This is a genomic window from Peribacillus sp. NPDC097675 (assembly GCF_050277655.1).
Taxonomy (GTDB): Bacteria; Bacillota; Bacilli; order Bacillales; family DSM-1321; genus Peribacillus.
Genome location: NZ_JBNNSK010000012.1, coordinates 127128 through 153301 on the forward strand (window position 1 = coordinate 127128; position 26174 = coordinate 153301).

Genomic DNA, 26174 nt, shown 5'->3' on the forward strand with positions numbered 1-26174 from the left:
ATGCGCTCAGTCGTTATTATTCACCAGATACGTATGGAAGTAATGCCATAGTACGTGAGCGTTTAATAGCAATCGTTAATTTACGTTGATATTTAGCGCTAGTTCCAGTTACACGACGTGGTAAAATCTTGCCGCGTTCTGAGACGAATTTTTTAAGAAGGTCTGTATCTTTGTAATCAATTTTAGTGATTCCGTTTGATGTGAAATAACAAACCTTTTTACGCTTACCGCGTCCTTTACGTCCACCCATTGCCATAATAATTTCCCTCCCTGCTTGAGAATTTTCGTTTTAAACAGTTGTTTAAAACGGAAGATCGTCATCTGAAATGTCGATAGTTTTACCGTCATTAGCAAATGGATCATCATCTACACGAGTGTAGTTGTTGTTACTCCGTTGATTCTGATTAGGATTTTGTCCATACGAGTTTTGATCATTTCCACCATTATTGTTATAGCTTTTTTGACCGCCACCGTAAGAACCGCCATCATTTCTTTCACCCGCTGAACTGCTTCGTGGTTCAAGGAACTGAACGCTCTCAGCCAGAATCTCCGTCACATATACGCGTTTGCCGTCTTGTCCTTCATAATTACGCGTTTGGACACGTCCATCCACGCCAGCTAAACTACCTTTTTTCAAGAAGTTAGCCACATTTTCTGCCGGTTTACGCCAAACAACACAATTAATGAAGTCTGCTTCACGTTCACCTTGCGCATTCGTAAAAGTACGATTGACTGCTAAAGTAAAGGTAGCCACTGGAACTCCATTAGGTGTATATCGTAATTCAGGATCTTTAGTTAAGCGTCCTACCAAAACTACGCGATTCATCATCAGAATCAACCCCTAGTTTTCAATCTTGCTTCATGAAGCAGGATTAGAATTTATATAAAATATTGAATTAAACGTCTTCTCTAGTAGCCATATGACGGATAATGTCTTCACTGATTTTAGCAAGACGATCGAATTCTTGAATCGCAGCACTTTCAGCGTTAACTTTAAGAAGCATGTAGTAACCATCACGGAAATCATTGATTTCGTATGCAAGACGGCGTTTACCCCATTCTTTAGCTTCTACTTCCGCACCATTATCAGTAAGGATTGTGTTGAAACGTTCAACTAAAGCTTTTTTAGCTTCTTCCTCAATGTTTGGACGGATGATATACATAATTTCGTATTTTCTCATCACTGTCACCTCCTTTTGGTCTAAGCGGCCCATTTGGGCAAGGAGCAATTATTTATAATTACTCACAAGAAAAAATTATAGCATAGTTAAACTGTGTTTGCAATGAATGTTGGGGTTCGCACAATATAAAAATAGACCCCGCAGAATTGACCTGCAGAGTCTTTGATATTATACGTTAAAGCGGAAATGGACAACGTCTCCATCGTTCACAATATATTCTTTACCCTCTAGACGTACTTTACCCGCTTCTTTTGCCGCACTGTGGCTGCCCGCTTCGAGTAAATCATCATAAGCAACGACTTCCGCACGAATGAACCCACGTTCAAAGTCTGTATGAATCACACCCGCACATTGAGGCGCTTTCATGCCTTTACGGAATGTCCAGGCACGCACTTCCTGTACCCCAGCTGTAAAGTAAGTCGCCAAACCAAGCAGGTTGTATGAAGCACGAATCAATTGATCAAGACCTGACTCCACAATTCCTAGTTCAGATAGGAACATTTCCTTTTCGTCACCCTCAAGCTCAGCGATTTCCTCTTCGATTTTGGCACAAATTACAATAACTTCTGCATTTTCATTAGCTGCATATTCACGGACTTGTTGTACATATTCATTATCATCGGCAACAGCTACTTCATCTTCACTGACATTTGCCACATATAGGATTGGTTTCGCCGTAAGTAGATGCATACCTTTTACGATCTTCAGTTGTTCCTCAGTGAACTCAACTGAACGGGCAGGCTTCTCAGCTTCCAAAGCTTCTTTTAATGCAACAAGGACCTCATGTTCAGCCACGGCACCTTTATCTTTTTGCTTAGCCATTTTTCCAACCCGGTCGATACGCTTGTCTACCGATTCAAGGTCGGCAAGTATCAATTCAAGATTGATGACTTCGATATCATCAATAGGATTAACTTTTCCTGAAACATGAGTGATGTTATCATCTGCAAAGCAGCGAACTACCTGACAAATCGCATCCACTTGACGGATATGGGATAGGAATTTATTACCTAAACCTTCTCCTTTACTCGCACCCTTTACAATCCCTGCAATATCTGTGAATTCAAATGCGGTCGGCACAGTTTTTTTCGGTTGAACCAATTCTGTCAATTTTTGCAGACGGTAGTCGGGCACTTCTACAATTCCAACGTTTGGATCGATTGTACAGAATGGGTAATTGGCAGATTCCGCACCTGCTTGAGTTATTGCATTAAACAAAGTGGATTTACCTACGTTAGGCAAACCTACTATACCAGCTGTTAAAGCCATTTATATTTCACTCCTTCAAGATAATTCGTTCACTGATACTAGTAAATCTTCACTAAAGACAATCCTAATACCTAAACCTTTCCCAATTATAGATTTCACTTCCTAAAAAGACAAGTAAATCATTAAGAGAGCCGAAACGCTTTCTCTACATGGAAAAAGCATGATCATTCCTCATGCTTCAGCAAAACTTTTTTCATTTTCTTGGCGAACTCGCGCCGGGGCAACATCACGCTATGACCGCACCCTTCACATTTAATCCGGATATCCATGCCCAGACGGATGACTTTCCACTTATTGATTCCACATGGATGCGGCTTTTTCATTTCGACAACATCATTCAGTGTAAATTCCTTTTCTTCCATAAACATGTGTCCCCCCTAGTTCCTATTACTCGCTGCCTTTGTATGTAGATTGAATCCCACTTGATTCAAGGGCAGTACTGATTTCTTTTCTCAACATCCTGCTTATCTCGAAATGACGCATCGGCTTGGTTTCCGCAGTGACTCGCAATACTACTTCTTCCGGAGTGATTGTTTCAATACCTAATAATTCTGGATCTCTGACTAAATCATCATATTTTTTGGCTAGGTTCGCAAAGTGTTGGATCAATGTCTTTTCAGCGAGCTCAATTGACCCATCATGAGGGATCGTTACATCCACCACAGCTTTACTATTTAATATGGAATAATTAGTTACTTGAGTGATGCTACCATTTGGTATGAGATGTAATTCCCCTTGACTGCTTTTAATTTTAGTTGTGCGTAGCCCAATTTCTAAGACTTCACCCTCAAAAGTATTAATTTTAATATAATCACCGACCGAGAAGTGATCTTCGAAAATGACGAAAAATCCAGTGATAATATCCTTGACCAAACTTTGGGCGCCAAATCCTACTGCGAGTCCGATAATTCCGGCACCGGCTAGTAGCGCCTTTACATCTAGTCCACAAATCTCAAGAATCATGATTAATGATATGAAATTCACCACATATGTAATGATATTTTCGAGTAATTTAATGAGCGTCGCTTCTCTTCGCTCCGAAACCCGGAGTGGGGTTTTAGTTCGGACAAGAAAAAATTTATTTAAAACCGTCTTTCCTATTCTAATAATAATACGCGATAAGAGAAGAACAAGGAAGATTTTAATAATCCCCTCACCTAACATCAGCCATACCTTCTCATCCGTAATTTCTTCCGTGAGTTTATTATACGTGCTATTATCCATGATTTCCTCCTACCTAATGCTAAACAAAACATTCAGGGACTCTAGTTTTTCCTGTTGAATTTATTCTCTCTACCCTTCCGCCGTGGATGTAATCCCGAATGGGAGAAGTTTTCTTTATAATATCCTTAAATAAAAGGTTTCTGTATAAAAATAACATGGGTATATAGTAAAGAAATTAGAAGTTTTTTTCCATTTCAAATTATGATCTTTATACCATAAATTGATATGTAACTATCAGCGGACAATGGAAAGGACACAGATTGATCTCTGCCCTCCAGCCATTTACCTGTTCTTAATAAATAACTCCCCCAGCAATTTAACCTTTATTCCGTATATTTTTTCCTTTTCAACCGTATACTGTTAACACAAAACAAAGTAAAGGAGTGGAGCCGATGAATCTAAATCCCAATCTATTTAATAATAAAACTAGATTAAGTCGTATCCTTCATGAAGAGGCCGACGCAACCAATCAAATCTCCCAGGAATTACTGAATCTCCTGCCAACAGGAAAGCTTCAGCCTATCGTTTTTGTCTGCATTGGCACAGATCGTTCTACTGGAGATTCCCTCGGTCCACTTGTCGGCACCCTGCTTCAAGAAAAATCTGAGTTAGGCACATCTTCCTTCCATGTGTATGGGACCCTCGATGATCCCATACATGCGATGAATTTGCAGGAAAAATTAGATGAGATAAAAAAGATTCATGTAAATGCCTTTATCGTTGGCATAGATGCCTGTTTGGGCAAACTGAAGAGCGTCGGCATCGTCCAAATTGGTAAAGGCCCAGTGAAACCTGGGGCAGGCGTCAATAAGGATTTACCAGCCGTTGGCCATGCACATATTACGGGCATTGTGAATGTCAGTGGATTCATGGAATTTATGGTCCTGCAAAACACCCGATTAAATCTCGTTTTAAAAATGGCCAAAACCATAGCTGAAGGTATTAATGAAGCACAACGACGTTATCCTGCAAAGCCAGCAATCACTCCATTTACATGGTCATTCAAGAAAGAAAAAACACTATAATTGTTCGGCTTATAAAAATAAAGGAAGGGATGCCCCCTTCCTTTATTTTTATGCATGATACATGTATTACAGGGACCAAGTTGCACCCTGTTCCAGCCCATAGGAATTTAAGACGAGATATTTTCTTGATCAATTAAATCTAGTATTCTCTCTAAATCTTCTTTCGAAAAGAATTCTATTTCTATCTTTCCTTTTTTCTTGGTTTGTTTTATCGTCACGCTTGTCCCAAGTTTCTCTCGTAAGATAGACTCTCTTTGCTTTATGAATATATCTTTTTTCGGTTGTTTAGCATTTTTCGTTTCACGTGAAACAGTATCATTTAACTGATGAATATAATTCTCCAACTGTCGAACATTCATCGTTTCTTTAAGGATTTTTTCTATGACAGACGTAAGGAGCTCTTTTTTCTTTAATCCTAGCAACGCCCGACCATGACCCATGGAAATCTTACCTTCCGAGATATAATCCCTAATCTCTTCAGGCAAGGAGAGCAAGCGGACATAATTCGCTATATGAGGCCGGCTTTTTCCGAGACGGTGCGCCAGCTGTTCCTGGGTGAAATTTAATTTCTCAAGCAATGTTTGATAGGCTGCTGCTTCCTCTATCGGGTTTAAATCTTCCCGTTGAAGGTTTTCTAATATTGCCAGTTCCATCATCTGCTGTTCATTTAATTCTCTCACAACGACGGGAACAGTATTTAATCCCGCTTCTTTCGCCGCTCGATAACGTCTTTCTCCGGCAACTATTTCAAACCCTCTAATACTTTTCCGGGCAATAATCGGTTGTAGGATTCCGTGCTCCATAATTGACTGTTTAAGTTCTTCAATCGCTTCAGTTCGGAAGTTTTTTCGAGGCTGATAAGGATTCGGTCTTAATTCCCTCAATTTGATTTCCTGTACAGTTTCATCCTTGCTGACTTCTACATTAGGAAAGAGTGCGTCGAGTCCCTTTCCGAGTCCTTTAGCCATTTGAGACCACTTCCTTTGCCAATTGTAGATAGACTTCCGCACCTCGTGATTTCGGATCGTAAATAATGATTGGTTCTCCATGGCTAGGCGCTTCACTTAGACGAACGTTTCGAGGAATAATGGTTTGATATACCTTATCCTGAAAGTATTTTTTTACTTCCTCGATCACTTGAAGACCTAAATTGGTTCTAGCATCCAACATCGTTAACAATACACCTTCAATTTTCAAATCATGATTTAAATGCTTTTGTACGAGACGGACCGTATTTAACAGTTGACTTAACCCCTCCAACGCATAATATTCACATTGGACTGGAATTAACACCGCATCAGCTGCTGTTAAGGCGTTCAGCGTGAGTAGGCCTAAGGAAGGCGGACAGTCTATGACGATATAATCAAACTGGCCTTGCACCTCTTCTAATGCCCGCTTCAATCGGATTTCCCTGGAGATGGTTGGCACCAGCTCAATTTCTGCACCTGCTAATTGAATCGTCGCAGGTATGGCATATAAGTTTTCTACCTTCGTTTCCAAGATTACGGAGCTAGCTTCTACATCATCTACCAATACATCATAAATACACTGCTCCACATCCGCTTTATCTATACCAGTGCCGCTAGTCGCATTTCCCTGAGGATCTATATCGACCAACAGGACTTTCTTTCCTATATATGCAAGGCAAGCACTGAGGCTGACCGAAGTTGTCGTTTTTCCTACACCGCCTTTTTGATTGGCAATGGCGAGAATCTTCCCCACGAATTCACCCGCTTTCAACATCTTATCATTCTATTAACGTACTATATTTCTTCTATTTTATCATGAATAATCACGAAGGTACTCGAATTCTTAAATTCGACGGAAAATTCGGTATTCTTTCAAATTATTTAAATCTTGCAGTTTATGAAGATAATTATTACATCTTTTGATTGCAGTCCATAATAAAAAAACTTGGTAATCGATGACTACCAAGCGGGGGATGAATCTAGATTAAGATTTTTTCTTTGGAATTTTTATCGTAAACTGATAATATTCCTCAAATTCCTCTTCTTCTGCATCCAGGTTTATTCCATTGTCCGTTACCATATTCAACGATTGACGGATTGTATTAACCGCAATCCTCATGTCCCTACTGAATGCCTTGCGTTTCGGCTTAGGCTTTGCACTTTCCTTTGTGCCTGTGAGGAGCTTGACAACCAACTCTTCCGTCTGCTTGACGTTCAAGCCTCTTTCAATGACTTCCTGGAGCAGCTTAACCTGATTTTCCGGATTTTTCAATGGAATCAATGAACGGGCATGACGCTCCGTAATCTGTTTTTGAAGCACTGCATCTTGGACTTCCTGTGGCAATTTCAATAGCCGAAGCTTATTAGCTACGGTTGATTGGCCAATTCCTAATCTCTGGGCGAGTGCTTCCTGCGTTAAATTATGAAGCTCTATCAATTTTCCATAAGCTAAGGCTTCTTCGATAGGAGTCAATTCTTCACGCTGAAGATTCTCTATTAAAGCCACTGAAGCCGTCTCTGTATCCGTGAAATCCTTGACAATGGCGGGTGCAAACTCCCAGCCAAGCTTTTGCATTGCACGAAAACGACGCTCACCTGCAATGATTTCATATTTCCCTTGTTCATATGCCCTAACTACAATCGGTTGAATGATACCATGTGTATGAATCGTCTGAGCAAGTTCTGATATTTTATCGTCATTAAATACAGTCCTTGGTTGAAATCGATTTGGCACAATGTCAGAAATGGATATTTTCCTTATTTCTTCATTATTATTGCTTGGTGTCTCCATCTCTAGTTGCTGTTCTTCTTTTTCGCCAAACCTTAAGAACCGCGAAAAAGGATGCTTCATCTTCCTACACCACCTTTTAAAACTCCCAAATAACATATTCTCTATTGAAAGGACAAGTCCTGCATACATTTCCCGACATGAAAATACATATCGTCCATTACTGTATAAACATGTCGACTGGCGTCATGAAGGTATTTCCAAGGCCTAAATGTCCAGATGTTCGGATACGAGTCACCTGTCGTAAATTATTTCCCCGTCCGTTAAAAATGTCGTTTTGATTCTTCGTCACCAAGAATTAAAGCCGAAACGGTCAACTCATCACTTCTATCAAACTGTTTCTTCTAGGCAGCCTAATAAATCCTGAAAGGCGCTCTTACAGCGACTCAGTAGACTTTTGCCTGTCGGCTATTCAATAGGCTGTTTATTCGGGGTACCCGGTTTTCTTGGGTATTTTTTTGGTGTCTTCTTCACTTTTTTCACCGTAATGATGTTTCTCTCACTATTCTCTTCTGGCAATATGAAAGGATGTATTTCCTCTATTTTCCCACCTAATGTGAAGATTGCCTTTTTTCCTGTATCCATCTCATCATGGGCGCTTGCTGCTTTCATCGCAATGAATGTCCCATCCGTTTTTACAAGGGGTAAACATAGCTCACTCAAAACAGACATTCTAGCCACCGCTCTTGCCATAACAACATCATAGGCTTCACGGTGTTCCGGTTTCTGTGCAAAGGTTTCGGCGCGGTCATGATAAAATGATACGCCTGTCAATTGTAAAGAGTCGGCCAGATGATTTAAAAAAGAGATACGCTTATTCAACGAGTCAACGATTGATACATGGATATCCGGGAAACAAATCTTCAAAGGAATACTCGGGAAACCAGCTCCTGCACCCACATCGCAAATACGATGGGGCTTGTTGAAATCGAAATAAAAAGCTGCGCTGATTGAATCATAAAAATGCTTTAAATACACTTCTTCTTTATCGGTTATGGCCGTTAAGTTCATCTTCTCGTTCCATTCCACCAATAAATGATAATACATATCGAATTGTTCAAGCTGACGCGGAGAAAGCTCAATGCCTTTCTCCTGCAACGCTTGTTGGAATTGTTCAATATTCATGATTACTTCAATCCTTTTCGGGTATTTCCGTTTACTTAGAGATTCTAGCGATTTTTCCTTGTTCTAAATAAACAAGCAAGATAGAGACATCAGCAGGGTTTACACCTGAAATCCGGGAAGCCTGGGCAACGGATAGAGGGTGTACCTGTTTTAATTTTTGGCGAGCCTCTGTAGCTAATCCATTGATTGCATCATAGTCGATGTTCTCCGGAATTTTTTTATTCTCCATTTTCTTGAGGCGGTCAACTTGCTGTAAGGATTTTTCAATATATCCTTCATATTTGACCTGGATTTCCACTTGTTCCTTCACTTCATCGCTTAGTTCGTCATCACTCGGAGCAAGTTTTTGTATGTGAGAATAATTCATTTCAGTGCGCTTTAATAAATCAGAAGCGCGAATGCCATCTTTTAGTTCGCTCCCGCCACTTTCGATGATAATGTCCTGCACCTCTTGAGTAGGTTTGATGAAGGTGGATTTTAATCGTTCCCGTTCTGCCTCCACTGCCGTTCTTTTCGCAAGGAAACGATTGTAGCGCTCCTCCTTGATCATTCCGATATTATATCCTATTTCCGTCAAACGTAAGTCTGCATTATCGTGACGCAGTAGTAATCGGTATTCTGCACGCGAAGTCAGTAGGCGATAAGGTTCATTCGTACCTTTCGTAACAAGGTCATCAATCAAAACGCCAATATAAGCGTCTGAACGGCTTAGGATAAGTTCTTCTTTTTCCAATGCTTTCAAGCCTGCATTAATCCCTGCCATTAAACCTTGACCTGCTGCTTCCTCATAACCGGATGTTCCATTAATTTGTCCTGCTGTATATAGGTTTTTCACTTTCTTCGTTTCCAAAGTTGGCCAAAGTTGTGTCGGAACGATTGCATCATATTCAATGGCATATCCTGCGCGCATCATCTCAGCTTTTTCAAGGCCTGGAATGGTTTGCAGGATTCTAATTTGAACATCTTCAGGAAGGCTGGTAGATAGCCCTTGCACATAAACCTCTTTTGTATTACGCCCTTCTGGTTCCAAGAAAATCTGGTGCCGTGGCTTATCATTAAAGCGAACGACCTTATCTTCTATCGATGGGCAGTAACGAGGGCCCGTCCCTTTAATCATTCCAGAATACATAGGGGAACGGTGTAGGTTCGAATCAATGAGCTGGTGAGTCCCTTCATTGGTATACGTTAACCAACATGGTAATTGGTCGGTTATGAACTTTGTCGTTTCAAAAGAAAAGGCACGTGGAACGACATCACCCGGCTGAATTTCCGTTTTACTGTAATCAATAGAAGAACTATTCACACGTGGAGGGGTTCCAGTTTTAAAACGAACCAAATCAAACCCCAATTCTTCCAAATGTTCGGAAAGCCTGATGGAAGGTTGCTGATTGTTAGGGCCGCTTGAATATTTTAGTTCCCCTAAAATGATCTCGCCTCGTAAATAGGTACCTGTTGTGATAACGACCGTTTTTGCACGGTAAATCGCACCCGTTTTCGTAAGCACACCTGTACAAACGCCATCTTCAACAATCAATTCCTCGACCATTCCTTGAATTAACGTCAAATTCGGCTCATCTTCTATTGTTTTTTTCATTTCTTGCTGATAAAGAAATTTATCCGCTTGTGCACGTAAAGCACGAACAGCCGGACCTTTAGCCGTATTTAACATTCTCATTTGAATATGGGTCTTATCGATATTTTTCCCCATTTCACCGCCTAAGGCGTCAATTTCCCGGACAACAATCCCTTTTGCTGGACCCCCAACAGAAGGATTACATGGCATAAAGGCAACCATATCCAAGTTAATCGTTATCATCAATGTTTTGGCACCGACTCTAGCAGAAGCAAGGCCCGCTTCACTTCCTGCATGGCCCGCTCCAACTACAATGACGTCATAGTTTCCTGCTTCATATTGCATATTATTTTCCTCCTTCTCCTCTTATTTTCCTAAACAAAATTGCGAGAACAATTGATTGATTAAACCATCCTGAACACTTTCACCAATGACTTCACCGAGTAGCTCCCAAGCCTTTGTGAAATCAATCTGTACTAAATCGATAGGGGTACCCATTTCAATCGCTTCCATTGAATCCTCAATTGCTTGCAAAGCCTGTCCAAGTAGAGCAATATGACGGGCGTTAGAAACATAGGTAATGTCGCCCGCCTCCAAAGAGCCCTCAAAGAATAAAGCAGCAATTGCTTCTTCCAACTCATCGACGCCCTGATCTTCAAGTAACGATGTAGTGACTATTTTATGAGAGGTTGCCTTTTCCTTAACCTGCTGCATATTAATTTTCTGTGGCAAATCCGTTTTATTGATGATGACGATGACATCCATTCCCTCGACCGCTTGAAACAGCTTTTCATCTTCCGGTGTAAAGTCATCGGAGTAATTTAAAACAAGTAAAATTAAGTCCGCCTCTTTTAAAACAGCTCGAGATCGTTCCACACCAATCCGCTCGACGATATCTTCTGTTTCTCGAATGCCAGCTGTATCGACAAGTTTAAGAGGGACTCCACGAACATTGACATACTCCTCGATAACATCTCGGGTTGTCCCTGGAACATCAGTCACAATCGCCTTATTTTCATGTACTAAGCTGTTTAGCAAAGAAGATTTTCCGACATTCGGACGCCCGATGATGACTGTTGCCAATCCATCACGCAAAATTTTTCCTTGTTGAGCCGTCCGGAGAAGCTTCTCGATCTCCACCTTCACATAGTTGCCCTTTTCCAAAAATAATCGATGGGTCATTTCTTCCACATCATCATATTCCGGGTAATCTATATTAACCTCGACTTGTGCGAGAGTCTGTAGTATTTCATGGCGTAGCTTTTGGATTAATTTCGAAAGGCGTCCTTCCATTTGTCCCAAAGCAACATTCATCGCTTTATCCGTTTTGGCACGTATTAAGTCCATGACGGCCTCTGCCTGGGAAAGATCGATTCTTCCATTCAAGAAAGCTCGTTTTGTAAATTCACCAGGCTCTGCTAAACGCGCTCCCTGTGAGAGGATAAGCTGTAATACCCGATTTACCGAAACGATTCCACCATGACAATTTATTTCTACGACATCTTCCCTCGTAAACGTTTTGGGACCTTTCATGACAGAAACCATAACTTCTTCAATGATTTCTCCTGTTTTTGGCACCATTAAGTGCCCGTAATGAATGGTATGTGAATCCACTTCACGTAAACTCTTACCGCTTGGACCCTTAAAAATTCTATCGGCTATTTCTATGGCCTCATCACCGCTGATTCTTACGATGGCTATTGCCCCTTCCCCTAAGGGAGTTGAAATGGCGGTGATTGTATCGAATTCCATGCTTTCACCTCTTATATATTAATGTTTCTATATTTATCTGCTAAAGAAAAAATGTTTGAATCCCTAAATTACAACAATAACACAGTATAATCCCGAAAAAAAGTAGATACTCCTTCCTTTCAGGAGTTATCCACACGCCTTGAAATTCTGGATTCTGTACCCTTCATTTTAACTTATCCACATGTGAATAACAAATAAAGCCTAACTTTCTTACTTGCTCCAAAAGTCATCTTAAAACTTGTCGATTATTATTTAATTTGAATGGTCCTCAAGGAATTAATTTTTCAAATTCGGCTTTTCTTACGTCCAATTGAACAAAAAAAAAACCTTCGCTTAATAAGCAGAAGGTTCATTTAACCGGAGTAATGACCAAATGGCGAAACGGCTCAGTACCATTTGAAGTGGTCTTGATTTTCGGAAAACGAAGAAGTGCCTTATGAATCACTTTTCGTTCATAGGAAGGCATTGGCTCTAAAGCAACAGTTTTACCAGTTTTCAAGGATTTATTAGCCATTCTTTCAGCTAATTGAATTAAAGTATCCGTTCGACGGTTGCGATAATCCTCCGCGTCCACAGTCACATTCAAAAACTGCTTTGAATGACGGTTGGCAACCAATTGCGTTAAATACTGAAGGGAATTTAACGTCTGACCCCTCTTACCAATTAATAATGCAATTTTTTCACCTGACAATTGGAACGTTACGTTCTTCCCCTGGTGCTGGACGAAAACTTCCGCCTCCACTCCCATTTCTCGAGTGATATCCTGCAAGAATTTCCGTGATTCTTCAACGGGATCTGCAGGCAATGTCACATGGACGATTGCTTGCCTTGCCCCGAACAAACCTAAGAATCCTTTTCTTCCTTCATCTTCAATTTCTATCTCCACGCGATCTCTTGTGCTGTTAAGTTGAGCTAAAGCTGAATTTACTGCTTCTTCGACAGATTGTCCTGTAGCAGTTATCTTTTTCACTTTTTCTTTGCTCCCTCCACGTTTTTCGCAGCTGCTTTTCTAAGATCTGGACCTTTGATGAAATATGTTTGAACGATGCCGAAAAGGTTACCTACTACCCAATAAAGTGAAAGAGCAGCTGGGAAATTAAATGCAAAAATAACAATCATAACTGGCATGATGTAAAGCATCATCGTCATTTGTGCCGCCATTTGCGGATTTGAATTCATTCCGCTCATTGACAACTTTTGTTGAATGAAGGTTGTAATACCAGCAACGATCGGCAAGATATATAATGGATCTGGAGATCCTAAATCAAACCAGAGAAAACTATGCAGTGAAATCTCATGCGTACGGCTGATTGCATGGTAAAAACCAATTAAAATTGGCATTTGAACCACAATCGGTAAACAACCTGCCAATGGATTCACATTATATTTTGAAAATAACGCCATTGTTTCTTGCTGTAGTTTTTGTTGTGTGGCAGCGTCTTTTGAGCTGTATTTTGCTTGAAGTTCTTTCAATTCTGGTTGAATGGCTTGCATGGCTTTTGAGCTCTTCACCTGTTTAATCATAAGTGGAAGTAAAATTAAACGTATCATTAAGGTAACCACAATGATTCCCAATCCATAACTTCCGCCAAACAATTCAGAAATATAAATAATGAGGGATGATAACGGATAGACAATATATGAATTCCAGAACCCTTCACTATCTGCCGTTATCGGTTCTTTAATTTCCGTACACCCTGATAGCAACATCATTATGGAAGCTAAACCAATGATGAGTAATATTCGTTTCTTCAACCGTTTTTTCCTCCTAACTTCAATCAATCTTTTTTGAATAAATGTAACCTGATAACAAATGAACTACAAGGAAAAGTCATCCACTTATTAACAAAGAAATTCTATTTTTCAAAGCAATATATCTAACTATGTCGAAAACAGGAGTTTTTTTGGCATTAATGAAGCATTATCTTTTTTTTATATTAAAGTTTAATGATTTAGAACGTTTCAGGACATGGATCAAACTGCTTTTCACTTCGTTGAAATCCATTTCTGCAGCGGGTTTTCTAGCAATCACAATATAGTCTTTTCCCTCATCTATATTTTCTTTCAATTCCAGGAAAGCTTGCCTTATGTACCTTTTGATCTGATTCCGAACAACGGCATTGCCAATTTTTTTACTGACAGAGAGACCGATGCGGAAATGTTCCTGCTCAGGCTTTTGAAGGACATAGATTACAAATTGTCGATTAGCAGAGGATTCTCCTTTTTTAAAAACAAGCTGGAACTCGTCCTCTTTCTTTATCCTTAACTTTTTTTTCATCTTTACACCTTCATTAAATGAATTGAGTCTCAGTAAATCCTTTATTCTGCGAAAAAAAACCACTGAGACTTTTCAGTGGTCTTATGCAGATAGTACTTTTCTACCTTTACGGCGACGTGCAGCGATTACGTTACGTCCGTTTTTCGTGCTCATACGTGCACGGAAACCGTGAACTTTACTATGTTTGCGATTATTCGGTTGATAAGTTCTTTTCATTATATGACACCTCCCTGAGGAATAACAGTTAAAGACAGTCTTTACAATTATATAGATGTTGGTTTGAACTTGTCAACTACATCTAAAAAATATTTCTTTTTTACTTAATGTCCAGTGGGTCTTTTTGTACTACCTAGCTTATTGTAAATGATTTTGCCTATAACTGATATAGAAATTTTTGGTCAGAAGGAATTTTTCATGAAATTCTTCCTTCAGATCATCCTTCTTTTACTACCTTACCATGCAGAAAACAAATGGACAAAAACAAATGAGCCGCATAATGGGAATTATGTTTTTGGGGAATGGTATACAACAGGTTTTACAATCAGTCCTTCTACAATTTTTACAGCATCAATACTTCTTTAAACATCCGGCTGTGGATAAAATTCGACACGTTTTTTTCTATCCACAGCCCGTTTCGTGTAGTTTTGCACAAAAAAGTAGCCTGTGGAAAAGTTTTTCCCACAGGCCCATTGAGTTGTGGATAAAGTTTACTAAGTCATTGCAACACGTCCAAATATCTGATATTATATTTGTGTTTTCACTCTGAATAACTTTATCCACACATACCGGTTATCCACAGACTGTGCATAACATGTGGATAGTTTATTCAACCTGTGCATATTAATCTGTCCACAAACAGTGGATATTGTCGAAAACCCTTTTTTCTTCTTATTATATATTTCTAGAAATACCTGTTGATGAATAAACATACGGACCTGCATCTTATTAGTGGATGCTATTTATACAAAGGTTGTACAACGCGCGATATAGTTCCAGGGACCCCACCTTTTTGTGACATCCAATATCCCTTATACAGCTCACCGAACCTTTGCTGTCCAAATTTATTTTAAAGACAGCGATCGATGAGTTTATTTGTGCCTAGACCTTTTAATACTATAAAAAAATATTTTGCAAAGGAGGGATAAGTTTGGATAACATCGATAGCCTCTGGAATCAGGCACTCGGAAAAATCGAAAAAAAAATCAGTAAACCAAGCTTTGAAACTTGGCTTAAATCTACTAAAGCTTATTTACTTCAAGGTGATATTTTAACAGTCACCGCTCCCAATGAATTTGCTAGGGACTGGCTCGAGGAACGCTATTCACACCTCATTTCCGATGTTTTATTTGAACTAACGGGTGAGGAATTGGAAGCGAAATTTATTATCCCTCCCAATCAGGAAGATGATGACTTTTCCGCTCCTGTTCAACCTAAGAAGATTAAAAAACAGGATAAGGAAAACAATCCATTTCCACAGCACATGCTGAATTCGAAAAATACTTTTGATACGTTTGTCATCGGCTCCGGCAATCGTTTTGCCCATGCTGCGTCTCTCGCTGTCGCAGAAGCACCTGCTAAAGCCTATAACCCTTTATTTATCTATGGAGGGGTAGGACTTGGTAAAACTCATTTAATGCATGCCATCGGTCATTACGTATTAGAGCATAATCCCAAGGCCAAAGTTGTTTATTTGTCATCTGAAAAATTCACGAACGAATTCATCAATTCTATCCGAGATAACAAAGCAGGAGAATTTCGTGATAGGTACCGGACCGTTGATGTTTTATTAATTGATGATATTCAATTCTTAGCAGGAAAAGAACAAACTCAAGAAGAGTTTTTCCATACATTCAATGCCTTGCATGAAGAAAGTAAACAGATCGTCATCTCGAGTGATCGTCCACCCAAAGAAATTCCCACGCTCGAAGATCGGCTCCGTTCCCGCTTTGAATGGGGTTTAATAACGGATATTACCCCGCCTGATTTAGAAACTAGGATTGCCATTTTACGTAAGAAGGCAAAAGCAGAGGGACTGGATATTCCGAATGAAGTCATGCTCTATATCGCCAATCAAATCGATTCGAATATAAGGGAGCTCGAAGGTGCACTTATTCGTGTTGTAGCTTATTCTTCGTTAATCAATAAAGATATCAATGCTGATTTGGCAGCTGAAGCATTGAAAGACATCATCCCAAGCTCAAAACCTAAAATAATCACGATTTTGGAAATACAAAAAACAGTCGGTGAGCATTACAGCGTGAAACTAGAGGATTTCAAGGCGAAGAAACGGACTAAATCCGTCGCCTTTCCAAGACAGATCGCCATGTACCTTTCCCGGGAGATGACTGATTTCTCCCTACCTAAAATAGGTGATGAGTTTGGGGGGCGTGACCATACAACGGTAATCCATGCCCATGAAAAGATTTCGAAGCTCATGCAAACGGATACTCAGCTTCAACGTCAGGTTAAAGAAATCCAGGATCAGTTGAAGGTATAATGGTTACTGGATACTGTGTATAACTAGTGACTACTTACACACAGTCTGTCCACATGTGGATAGACTGTTTTATCTTAGGTTAAACTCACTTATCCACATATCCACAAGACCTACTACTATTACTACTATCTTTTTTAAATAAAATTATTAATAAAATGCCTCTTTTGGCAATTAAAATTGGAGGATGGAACATGAGATTCGTAATTCAAAGAGATCGATTAGTTCATAGTGTCCAAGAAGTAATGAAAGCTGTCACATCGAGAACCACGATTCCTATTTTAACGGGGATAAAAATAAGTGTTACAACAGAAGGTGTTACATTAACGGGAAGTGACTCTGATATTTCCATTCAATCATTTATTCCAGCCGAAGTAGATGGTGATGAGATTGTTGAAGTGAAAAGCAGCGGAGGTATTGTCCTAAATGCTCGCTTTTTCAGTGAAATTGTCAAAAAGTTGCCGATGGATACTGTAGAAATCGAAGTACAAAATAATTTTCAAACGATTATTCGATCTGGTAAAGCGGAATTCAATTTAAATGGACTCGATCCTGAAGAATATCCTCATTTACCGATCATCGAAGAAGAAAATATTTTTAAACTTCCCACCGACCTTCTAAAAACATTGATTCGCCAAACTGGGTTTGCTGTGTCCACCTCAGAAACACGGCCCATCTTAACAGGTGTAAACTTGAGGGTCCAAGATGATGAATTAACCTGTATTGCAACAGATAGCCACAGATTGGCCATGAGGACAGCAAAAATAGAAAATAAAATCAATGGGACCTATAGTGTTGTCATTCCTGGGAAAAGCTTGAGTGAATTGAGTAAAATCCTTGATGATACAAACGAACTTATCGAAATCGTCATAACGGATAACCAAGTTTTATTCAAAGCAGAGAATTTATTGTTCTTCTCGCGTCTGCTTGAAGGGAACTACCCAGATACTTCCCGATTGATTCCTACAGATAGCAAAACAGATGTAATCGTCCACACGAAAGATTTCTTGCAAGCAATTGATCGGGCATCTTTATTAGCTAGAGAAGGAAGAAATAATGTGGTTAAGTTAACAACCATTGAAGGTCGCATTATTGAAGTATCTTCCAATACACCTGAAATAGGTAAAGTAAGTGAGGAAGTACAAGCTGAAGCCATCGAAGGAGAAGATTTAAAAATATCCTTCAGCGCAAAATTTGTCATGGATGCCTTAAAGGCTTTAGAAGGATCGGATATCAAAATCAATTTCACCGGAGCCATGCGTCCATTCGTTATCCGACCGCTACATGATGAATCCATGCTCCAATTGATTCTGCCTGTAAGAACTTATTAAAATACTAGTTAAAAAATTAAAGACCTGATTAGCAGGTCTTTAATTTTTTATGCAAATATATAAATGCCTTGGACTACTCAGGAAAATTACCTACCAAAAAAAGGGTGGACAAAAGCTTTACTTTGTCTTAATCCAATTTATTTAGTAAAATAGAGTATTACAGACTACTTAGAAATGAGTGAAGCACCGAATGGACTCAATAAAAATAACTACGGAATATATCACATTAGGACAATTCTTGAAAGTAGCCGATTTAATTCAAAGCGGCGGAATGTCAAAATGGTTTTTAAGTGAATATGAAGTTTTCATCAACGGCGAATTAGATGTGAGACGAGGCAGAAAGTTACGATCAGGAGATAAGATAGAAATTCCTGAATTCGGCACCTACACAATAACTAGCTAAAACAAAAGGGAAGAGCGGATCATGTATATTGAAAATATAAGTTTGAAAAACTACCGCAACTATACCGATTTAGACCTTGCCTTTGAAAATAAGGTAAATGTAATCCTTGGGGAAAATGCTCAAGGCAAAACAAATGTCATGGAATCCATTTTTGTTTTAGCAATGGCAAAATCCCATAGGACTTCAAATGATAAAGAACTTATTCGCTGGGATGAAGAGTATGCTAAAATAGAAGGCAGAGTAAGAAAAAGAAATACATCAATCCCACTTGAGCTGACCATTTCAAAAAAAGGTAAAAAGGCGAAATGTAACCATATTGAGCAAAGGAAATTAAGTCAGTATGTCGGCAATATGAATGTGGTCATGTTTGCTCCTGAGGACCTTAATCTCGTAAAGGGAAGTCCTCAAGTCAGACGCCGTTTTATAGATATGGAAATTGGCCAGGTTTCTCCCGTATACCTTCATGATATGAGCCAATATCATAAAATACTTCAACAAAGAAATCATTACTTAAAACTTCTGCAGACTCGTAAACAAAAGGATGAGGCGATGCTTGGTGTATTAACTGACCAAATTATTCAGTATGCAGCGAAAATTGTCGAAAGAAGGTTTCACTTTCTTTCCAAGCTTCAGCAATGGGCAGAGCCGATTCATTCAGGGATCTCCAGGAACCTAGAAGTATTGAAAATCCAATATAAACCGTCGCTTGATGTATCAGAATCCATGAATTTGACGAAAATAATAGAAGTATACACAGAAAAATTTGATAAAATAAAAGCAAGAGAAATCGAACGGGGCGTAACACTGATAGGACCTCATCGGGATGACTTGGTTTTTTATGTGAATGACCGTGATGTCCAAACCTATGGTTCCCAGGGGCAACAGCGTACGACTGCGCTTTCCTTGAAACTTGCTGAAATTGAATTAATTCATGAAGAAATCGGAGAGTATCCGATTTTATTATTGGATGATGTGTTATCGGAACTTGACGATTACCGTCAATCTCATTTGCTGAATACGATACAAGGAAAAGTGCAGACATTCGTGACGACTCCTTCTGTTGACGGAATCGATCACCAAACTCTAAGAGAAGCATCAACCTTTTATGTGAGTGAAGGCAGTATAAACAAGGTTAAATAACGAGGTGAAGGCATGTATCTCCATATTGGTGAGGATATTCTTGTAAAAACGGACGATATCATAGCTATTCTAGATAAAAAGATGCTTCAATCCTCTCCGATATTCGATGAATTCTTAGAGAAAAGGGTAGATGTAATCTCTCATTTAACAAAAAACTCGGTTAAATCGATTGTAGTGACAGAAAAGCAGGTCTATTATTCGCCGCTTGCCTCGGTCACGCTCAAAAGGCGCTCACAGCAATCACCATCCTTAATCGATGAATAAATGCTTTATAGATGTTTAGAGTAATCCTTTAAAAGTGATAAATGCCAAAAGAAAAGTGTAGGTGATACGTATGACAATGGAACAAAAAGAAGTACAAGCTCAGGCATACGATGAGAATCAGATACAGGTTTTAGAAGGCTTAGAAGCAGTACGTAAGCGTCCCGGAATGTATATCGGTACAACGTCTGCAAAGGGACTTCACCATCTTGTTTGGGAAATTGTCGATAATAGTATTGATGAAGCGCTAGCAGGTTTTTGTGATGAAATCCGAGTCACGATTGAAAAAGACAACAGCATCACTGTTGTAGATAACGGTCGAGGTATTCCAGTAGGCATCCATGAAAAAATGGGACGTCCTGCCGTAGAGGTCATCATGACGGTCCTTCATGCTGGAGGAAAATTTGGCGGCGGAGGCTATAAGGTTTCCGGAGGTCTGCATGGTGTAGGCGCTTCAGTCGTAAATGCCCTTTCCACTGTTTTAGAAGTATTTGTTCATCGTGATGGAAAAATACATTATCAGCAATTTAACCGCGGTGTACCTAAAGAAGATCTGAAGGTTATTGGCGAAACCGATCATACGGGTACAACGGTCCATTTCATACCAGATCCAGAAATATTCACGGAATCCTTGGAATATGATTTTGATACATTAGCCACCCGTATTCGTGAGCTAGCATTCTTGAATAAAGGCCTGAAGTTGGTCATAGAAGACAAGCGTGAAGAAGAAGAAAAAATCAAAGAATTCCACTATGAAGGCGGCATTAAGTCTTATGTGGAGCATTTGAACCGTTCAAAACAAGTGCTACATGAGGAGCCAATCTTCATGGAAGGCGAGCGGGATGGCATTACTGTCGAATTGGCTTTACAATACAACGATAGCTATATCAGTAACGTTTTTTCTTTTGCCAATAATATTCATACGTATGAAGGTGGTACGCATGAATCAGGTTTCAAGACTGCATTGACCCGGGTGATTAATGATTATGCCCGGAAAAATAGCTTATTAAAAGAAGCGGACTCCAATTTTTCAGGTGAGGATGTGCGTGAAGGTCTAACGGCCATCATTTCCATTAAGCATCCTGAGCCGCAATTCGAAGGACAAACTAAAACCAAACTGGGCAATTCCGAGGTTAGAACGGTTACAGATTCCATTCTCTCGGAAAGGTTGGATTCTTTCTTATATGAAAATCCTTCCGTAGCCAGAAAAATTATAGATAAAGGGCTTATGGCTGCAAGGGCACGGATGGCTGCCAAGAAAGCTCGTGAGTTAACAAGAAGAAAGAGTGCCTTGGAAGTCTCCAATCTACCAGGAAAACTAGCAGATTGTTCATCCAAGGATCCAAGCATCAGCGAACTATATATCGTGGAAGGAAACTCGGCGGGAGGATCTGCTAAACAAGGTCGTGACCGTCACTTCCAAGCAATATTGCCACTACGGGGTAAAATTCTAAACGTAGAAAAAGCACGATTGGATCGCATTCTTCATAACGAGGAAATCGGTACGATTATTACAGCACTTGGAACGGGTATCGGTGATGAATTTAATATTGAGAAGGCAAGATATCATAAAATTGTCATCATGACCGATGCCGATGTAGATGGTGCCCATATCAGAACGTTAATGCTGACATTCTTCTACCGCTATATGAGAAAAATTATCGAGTATGGTTATATTTATATCGCCCAGCCACCTCTTTTCAAGATACAACAAGGGAAAAAAGTGGACTATGCCTATAATGACCGAGAGCTTGAACAAATCATGGCAAGCCTACCGAGCACTCCGAAGCCTAACTTACAACGTTATAAAGGGCTGGGGGAAATGAATCCAGAGCAACTATGGGATACAACCATGAGCCCTGATACAAGAACGTTGCTCCAAGTTAGTTTGAAAGACGCTGCCGAGGCAGATGAAACTTTCGAGATGTTGATGGGGGACAAGGTTGAGCCGCGACGTAATTTCATTGAAGAAAATGCGATTTATGTAAAAAATCTAGATATTTAATTTTTTCGACAGGATGAGGGTATGTCCTGTTCTTTTACATAGTGCACGATCAGTTTGAAAAATGAGAGTAAAAGCTTTATATAGGAGGTTGGCTCCATGTCAGAAATTGAAAGATCAGGTGTAAAGGAAATAAATATAAGTACTGAGATGCGAACATCATTTTTGGATTATGCGATGAGTGTTATCGTTTCTCGGGCTTTGCCTGATGTAAGGGATGGGTTGAAACCGGTCCACCGAAGAATCCTCTATGCAATGAATGATCTGGGAATGACTTCGGATAAACCATTTAAAAAATCAGCCCGTATTGTCGGTGAAGTAATCGGTAAATATCACCCGCATGGTGATTCTGCAGTGTATGAAACGATGGTCCGGATGGCACAGCCTTTTAACTATCGTTATATGCTAGTTGATGGCCACGGAAATTTTGGTTCGGTCGATGGTGACCAAGCGGCGGCTATGCGTTATACAGAAGCGAGAATGTCGAAGATTTCCATGGAATTGCTCCGAGATCTAAACAAAGATACGGTTGACTACCAAGATAACTATGATGGTTCAGAGAGAGAACCTGCGGTAATGCCAGCTCGATTCCCTAATCTTTTAGTGAATGGTTCATCTGGAATAGCCGTCGGAATGGCTACCAATATACCTCCTCACCAATTAGGGGAGATTATAGATGGGGTCTTGGCTTTAAGTAAGAATCCTGACATCACGATTCCAGAGCTAATGGAATACATTCCTGGACCAGATTTCCCGACTGCCGGGTTGATATTAGGCCGCAGTGGCATTAGAAAAGCCTATGAAACTGGAAAAGGCTCTATCATACAGAGGGCTAGAGTGGAAATTGAAGAGAAATCGAATGGTAAGCAAGTCATCGTCGTTAACGAAATCCCTTATCAAGTGAATAAGGCAAGGTTGATTGAGAAAATAGCCGAGCTTGCCCGAGATAAGAAAATTGAGGGAATCACCGATCTTCGGGACGAATCAGATCGTAACGGTATGCGTATTGTCATGGAACTTCGGAAGGACGTAAATGCAAATGTCCTTTTAAATAATCTATACAAGCATACCGCTATGCAGACGACCTTTGGAATCAACCTACTTGCTTTGGTCGATGGACAACCTAAAGTCCTGAACTTGAAGGAATGCCTGTATCACTATTTAGAACATCAAAAAATCGTCATTCGGCGCAGAACGGAATTCGAATTAAGAAAAGCGGAAGCTCGTGCCCACATATTAGAAGGGTTACGTGTTGCTCTCGATAATTTAGATGCCGTCATTACATTAATCCGTGGTTCACAAACTACAGAGGTAGCTCGTGAAGGATTAATGACGCAATTTTCACTTTCAGAAAAACAAGCCCAAGCTATTTTAGATATGCGTCTACAGCGCCTAACTGGTTTGGAAAGGGAAAAAATTGAAGAGGAATACCAAACGTTAATGGCGTTAATCGCAGAATATAAATCGGTTCTTGCCAATGAGGAAAAAGTTCTTGAAATTATTCGTGAAGAGCTTCTTGAAATTAAAGAACGCTTCAATGATAAACGGAGAACTGAAATCACGTTAGTAGGCTTTGAGAGCCTAGAAGACGAAGATTTAATCCCAGAGGAAAATATTATCGTGACACTGACCCATAACGGATATATCAAACGTTTGCCGGCAACTACCTATCGTAGCCAAAAACGCGGTGGACGAGGCATACAGGGTATGGGTACGAATGCTGATGACTTTGTTGATCATCTATTAACAACTTCGACGCATGATACCTTATTATTCTTTACTAATAAAGGGAAAGTCTATCGAACTAAAGGATATGAAATTCCTGAATATGGACGTACAGCAAAAGGGCTACCACTTATCAACTTGTTAGAAGTGGATAAAGGTGAATGGGTCAATGCAATCATTCCGGTAAAGGAATTTGCTGATGATTGGTATCTATTCTTTACAACCAGACATGGAATATCCAAGCGTACGCCGCTTTCATCTTTCGCCAATATCCGGAATAATGGTTTGATAGCTGTAGGCCTTCGTGAGGACGATGAACTGATTTCCGTACGACTTACGAACGGAGAGAAACAAATTATCATCGGAACAAAAGCTGGGATGATGATTCGTTTCCCAGAAACAGATGTCCGCACAATGGGTCGTACTGCTGCTGGCGTAAAAGGAATTTCCTTACGAGCTTCCGATGAGGTAATTGGTATGGAAATCTTGGAAGAGAATGAAGAAGTCCTAATCGTTACGAAAAATGGCTATGGAAAAAGAACAAACGCTGAGGAATACCGTATCCAAAGCCGGGGCGGTAAAGGAATCAAAACTTGTAATGTCACTGAGAAAAACGGTGAACTTATTGCCGTTAAAACAGTGACAGGAGAAGAAGAGGATTTAATGCTGATTACGGCTGCTGGCGTATTGATCCGTATGGAAGTTGAAGGAATTTCCAAGACGGGTCGTAATACACAGGGCGTTAAGCTTATCCGTCTTGAATCCTCAGATAATGAATATGTTTCGACAGTTGCCATTGTTGGGCGTGAAGAAGAAGAAGAAATTGATGAAGCAGTAGAAGGCACGGAAGAAAGTGCTCCTGTTGAAGACTCAGTAGAAAATGCTGAAAGTGTAGTGAAGGATGAGCCCGAAACAGACTCAGAAGAATAAAAATTAAACAAAGAAGGATCCTAGCTAATTATGCTGGATCCTTTTTTATGGGAATTTTGGCAAAAGAGAAAGAAAAGAAAGTATATGATTGGGTAAAAAGTTATGGGTTATTAGTTATGATTTTTATGGCTTATTACTTATATAATCCTAAAATAAAGAAAAAATATAGGTATTTAATCACAAATAAAGATGGTCAACTCTATATTTTACTAGTAAAATAAACTACATTAAACCACTGTTACAGAGGTGAGCAGTTTTGCTGGTAAAAACTAAATTTTTAATAGAAGGTTGCATCCTTTCAAAAGATATTAAGGGAAATGCAGGGCGTCCTATCATGAATGAAAAAACAATATTGAATTCAGAATTGATAGAAGTCTTACAGGTATTTTTGATAGAAGAGGTTAGCGTTGAAAAGACATTGATTGATGGTGAAAAATTCCTTCCAAAGGAAATCATCGATAATGAGCTGGATGACATAGAGGATATCTCAAATTTTATAACTCAATATTTAAAAACGGTACAAATCTATAAACAGCTTTTTAAAAACTGGCAGGCAGGAAGTAAGGTAGATGTCGCTCTAGTTCGTTCATTCCTTATCCCTTTAGTGGATAAAGCGCTGGAAGAACCCGATGACATCCTAAAACTCCACCATTACAGTACTAAAGAGGATTATATGTATCATCATGCTATATCAATCGGCTTAATAGGAGCATTCATTGCGTTTAAAATGAAATGTGAGTTACCGGATGTCTATCAAATAGCCCTAGGAGGGTGTTTAGCGGACTCTGGCATGGCAAAACTATCACCAAGCATTTTCAATAAAGCTACAACTTTAACGTTAGAAGAACATGATGAGATTCAGAATCACCCTATTATCAGTTACCAAATGATTAAAGATAGTTCAATCATTACGGATAGTGTGAAGTTAGCCGTACTAGAGCATCATGGGAGGTTGGATGGAAGTGGGTATCCCCAAAAGATAAGATCCAAACCGATGCACCTATTTTCGAAAATAATAGCAGTGGCAGATATCTTTCATGCCATGACGTCAGAAAGAGTCTATAGGAAAAAGCAATCGCCGTTTAAAGTTATAGAAATGATAATGCATGATAATTTCGGGAAATTTGACATTACGGTTATTCGAGCGCTATTAGCCGGCTTTTCTAGTTTTTCTATAGGTAGCAAAGTCAAACTGAACAATGGTATAAAGGCTGATATCATGTTTATTGATGCAAATTCAATAACTAGGCCACTTGTTCGAATACTTGATAGTGGGGAAATAATTAATTTAAGGTTAAATAGGGAGTTATATATAGAAGAAATCTTATAAGTTCATTAGAAGCTTACTACATTAATTGGGTAAGCTTCTTTTTGATTAAACTTAAATCTAGTGTAAGAAGTAGAGTTTTATTTTTATTTTGAAATAACACTTGCAATTGTTAGCTATAATAGATATACTAATTAAGTCGACAGCGAGATAAAAAAAGTTGTTGATAAAAAATAATATATTTGATATATTATTAAAGTCGCTTCACAGCGAATGCTTATTGCTCTTTGAAAACTGAACAAAACAAAGCGCCAACGTAAATTTTGAGTGAGCACACACTATTAAAAAAGCAAAATGAGCAAGTCAAACATTTCTTCGGAGAGTTTGATCCTGGCTCAGGACGAACGCTGGCGGCGTGCCTAATACATGCAAGTCGA

At 39.5% G+C, this 26174-nt stretch carries 26 protein-coding genes and 1 rRNA gene; 11 read left to right on the top strand and 16 right to left on the bottom strand.

The genetic code is table 11. The features are described from left to right. Positions 1 to 16: 16 nt before the first annotated feature. The 6 genes from rpsR to ACQKL5_RS17755 all read right to left on the bottom strand — a co-directional run bounded on the left by rpsR (position 17) and on the right by ACQKL5_RS17755 (position 3674). On the bottom strand, positions 17 to 256 hold the full coding sequence (rpsR, locus tag ACQKL5_RS17730; protein ID WP_053348323.1) for a 30S ribosomal protein S18: 240 nt from the start codon (positions 254 to 256) through the stop codon (positions 17 to 19). Between the two features lie 45 nt (positions 257 to 301). Further along, complete coding sequence (gene ssb / locus ACQKL5_RS17735) at positions 302 to 829, bottom strand: single-stranded DNA-binding protein (protein WP_427610215.1); 528 nt, start codon at positions 827 to 829, stop codon at positions 302 to 304. Positions 830 to 896: 67 nt separating this feature from the next. Further along, complete coding sequence (rpsF, locus tag ACQKL5_RS17740; RefSeq protein WP_402869958.1) at positions 897 to 1181, bottom strand: 30S ribosomal protein S6; 285 nt, start codon at positions 1179 to 1181, stop codon at positions 897 to 899. Between the two features lie 168 nt (positions 1182 to 1349). Further along, positions 1350 to 2450 (bottom strand): redox-regulated ATPase YchF, encoded by a 1101-nt coding sequence (gene ychF / locus ACQKL5_RS17745; protein WP_427610216.1) that lies wholly within the window; start codon positions 2448 to 2450, stop codon positions 1350 to 1352. 164 nt (positions 2451 to 2614) lie between these two features. After that, on the bottom strand, positions 2615 to 2812 hold the full coding sequence (locus tag ACQKL5_RS17750; protein WP_427610238.1) for a DUF951 domain-containing protein: 198 nt from the start codon (positions 2810 to 2812) through the stop codon (positions 2615 to 2617). A 25-nt stretch (positions 2813 to 2837) separates the two neighbouring features. Next, complete coding sequence (locus ACQKL5_RS17755; RefSeq protein ID WP_427610217.1) at positions 2838 to 3674, bottom strand: mechanosensitive ion channel family protein; 837 nt, start codon at positions 3672 to 3674, stop codon at positions 2838 to 2840. Between the two features lie 392 nt (positions 3675 to 4066). Here ACQKL5_RS17755 and yyaC point away from each other — a divergent pair, with 392 nt between their 5' ends. Continuing rightward, entirely contained in the window at positions 4067 to 4699 is a 633-nt protein-coding gene (gene yyaC / locus ACQKL5_RS17760) for a spore protease YyaC (RefSeq protein ID WP_427610218.1), read from the top strand. A gap of 107 nt (positions 4700 to 4806) precedes the next feature. Here the strand turns inward: yyaC and ACQKL5_RS17765 are convergent, their stop codons facing one another. The 10 genes from ACQKL5_RS17765 to rpmH all read right to left on the bottom strand — a co-directional run bounded on the left by ACQKL5_RS17765 (position 4807) and on the right by rpmH (position 14400). Then, positions 4807 to 5667, bottom strand: coding sequence for a ParB/RepB/Spo0J family partition protein (locus tag ACQKL5_RS17765; RefSeq protein ID WP_427610219.1), 861 nt, complete (start codon positions 5665 to 5667; stop codon positions 4807 to 4809). After that, the gene (locus ACQKL5_RS17770; protein WP_427610239.1) at positions 5660 to 6421 is read right to left on the bottom strand and encodes a ParA family protein; all 762 of its coding nucleotides are present in this window, start codon (positions 6419 to 6421) and stop codon (positions 5660 to 5662) included. Before ACQKL5_RS17770 ends, ACQKL5_RS17765 begins: the two co-directional genes overlap by 8 nt. 231 nt (positions 6422 to 6652) lie before the next feature. Beyond that, positions 6653 to 7519, bottom strand: coding sequence for a nucleoid occlusion protein (gene noc, locus ACQKL5_RS17775; RefSeq protein WP_427610220.1), 867 nt, complete (start codon positions 7517 to 7519; stop codon positions 6653 to 6655). Between the two features lie 345 nt (positions 7520 to 7864). Continuing rightward, a complete protein-coding gene (gene rsmG, locus ACQKL5_RS17780) occupies positions 7865 to 8581 on the bottom strand; it encodes a 16S rRNA (guanine(527)-N(7))-methyltransferase RsmG (protein ID WP_427610221.1) in 717 nt (238 codons plus the stop codon). 31 nt (positions 8582 to 8612) lie between these two features. Further along, a complete protein-coding gene (gene mnmG, locus ACQKL5_RS17785; protein ID WP_427610222.1) occupies positions 8613 to 10499 on the bottom strand; it encodes a tRNA uridine-5-carboxymethylaminomethyl(34) synthesis enzyme MnmG in 1887 nt (628 codons plus the stop codon). Between the two features lie 21 nt (positions 10500 to 10520). Then, on the bottom strand, positions 10521 to 11906 hold the full coding sequence (mnmE, locus tag ACQKL5_RS17790; RefSeq protein ID WP_427610223.1) for a tRNA uridine-5-carboxymethylaminomethyl(34) synthesis GTPase MnmE: 1386 nt from the start codon (positions 11904 to 11906) through the stop codon (positions 10521 to 10523). Between the two features lie 349 nt (positions 11907 to 12255). Further along, entirely contained in the window at positions 12256 to 12876 is a 621-nt protein-coding gene (gene jag / locus ACQKL5_RS17795) for an RNA-binding cell elongation regulator Jag/EloR (RefSeq protein WP_427610224.1), read from the bottom strand. After that, positions 12873 to 13661 carry a YidC family membrane integrase SpoIIIJ gene (gene spoIIIJ, locus ACQKL5_RS17800; protein WP_427610225.1) on the bottom strand — a complete coding sequence of 263 codons (789 nt, stop codon included), beginning with the start codon at positions 13659 to 13661 and terminating at the stop codon, positions 12873 to 12875. Before spoIIIJ ends, jag begins: the two co-directional genes overlap by 4 nt. A gap of 166 nt (positions 13662 to 13827) precedes the next feature. Continuing rightward, positions 13828 to 14184 (bottom strand): ribonuclease P protein component, encoded by a 357-nt coding sequence (rnpA, locus tag ACQKL5_RS17805; protein ID WP_427610226.1) that lies wholly within the window; start codon positions 14182 to 14184, stop codon positions 13828 to 13830. Between the two features lie 81 nt (positions 14185 to 14265). Then, positions 14266 to 14400: a 50S ribosomal protein L34 gene (rpmH, locus tag ACQKL5_RS17810; RefSeq protein ID WP_402869919.1), complete on the bottom strand. Its 135-nt coding sequence runs from the start codon at positions 14398 to 14400 to the stop codon at positions 14266 to 14268. 931 nt (positions 14401 to 15331) lie between these two features. On the opposite strand from rpmH, the gene dnaA reads away from it, so the two are divergent. The 10 genes from dnaA to ACQKL5_RS17860 form a co-directional block, all read left to right on the top strand. Then, the gene (gene dnaA, locus ACQKL5_RS17815) at positions 15332 to 16681 is read left to right on the top strand and encodes a chromosomal replication initiator protein DnaA (RefSeq protein WP_402869917.1); all 1350 of its coding nucleotides are present in this window, start codon (positions 15332 to 15334) and stop codon (positions 16679 to 16681) included. A 191-nt stretch (positions 16682 to 16872) separates the two neighbouring features. Beyond that, entirely contained in the window at positions 16873 to 18009 is a 1137-nt protein-coding gene (gene dnaN, locus ACQKL5_RS17820; protein WP_427610227.1) for a DNA polymerase III subunit beta, read from the top strand. Positions 18010 to 18199: 190 nt separating this feature from the next. Next, positions 18200 to 18412 carry a S4 domain-containing protein YaaA gene (gene yaaA, locus ACQKL5_RS17825; RefSeq protein WP_427610228.1) on the top strand — a complete coding sequence of 71 codons (213 nt, stop codon included), beginning with the start codon at positions 18200 to 18202 and terminating at the stop codon, positions 18410 to 18412. Between the two features lie 21 nt (positions 18413 to 18433). After that, entirely contained in the window at positions 18434 to 19552 is a 1119-nt protein-coding gene (gene recF / locus ACQKL5_RS17830; protein WP_427610229.1) for a DNA replication/repair protein RecF, read from the top strand. Positions 19553 to 19564: 12 nt separating this feature from the next. Then, the gene (gene remB, locus ACQKL5_RS17835) at positions 19565 to 19816 is read left to right on the top strand and encodes an extracellular matrix regulator RemB (protein ID WP_427610230.1); all 252 of its coding nucleotides are present in this window, start codon (positions 19565 to 19567) and stop codon (positions 19814 to 19816) included. Positions 19817 to 19892: 76 nt separating this feature from the next. Continuing rightward, on the top strand, positions 19893 to 21818 hold the full coding sequence (gyrB, locus tag ACQKL5_RS17840; RefSeq protein ID WP_427610240.1) for a DNA gyrase subunit B: 1926 nt from the start codon (positions 19893 to 19895) through the stop codon (positions 21816 to 21818). Positions 21819 to 21914: 96 nt separating this feature from the next. Next, entirely contained in the window at positions 21915 to 24470 is a 2556-nt protein-coding gene (gyrA, locus tag ACQKL5_RS17845) for a DNA gyrase subunit A (protein ID WP_427610231.1), read from the top strand. 47 nt (positions 24471 to 24517) lie between these two features. Then, positions 24518 to 24691: a hypothetical protein gene (locus ACQKL5_RS17850; protein WP_427610232.1), complete on the top strand. Its 174-nt coding sequence runs from the start codon at positions 24518 to 24520 to the stop codon at positions 24689 to 24691. Between the two features lie 113 nt (positions 24692 to 24804). Next, positions 24805 to 25800, top strand: coding sequence for an HD-GYP domain-containing protein (locus tag ACQKL5_RS17855; protein ID WP_427610233.1), 996 nt, complete (start codon positions 24805 to 24807; stop codon positions 25798 to 25800). Between the two features lie 309 nt (positions 25801 to 26109). Next, positions 26110 to 26174, top strand: a 16S ribosomal RNA gene (locus ACQKL5_RS17860); the annotation flags it as partial.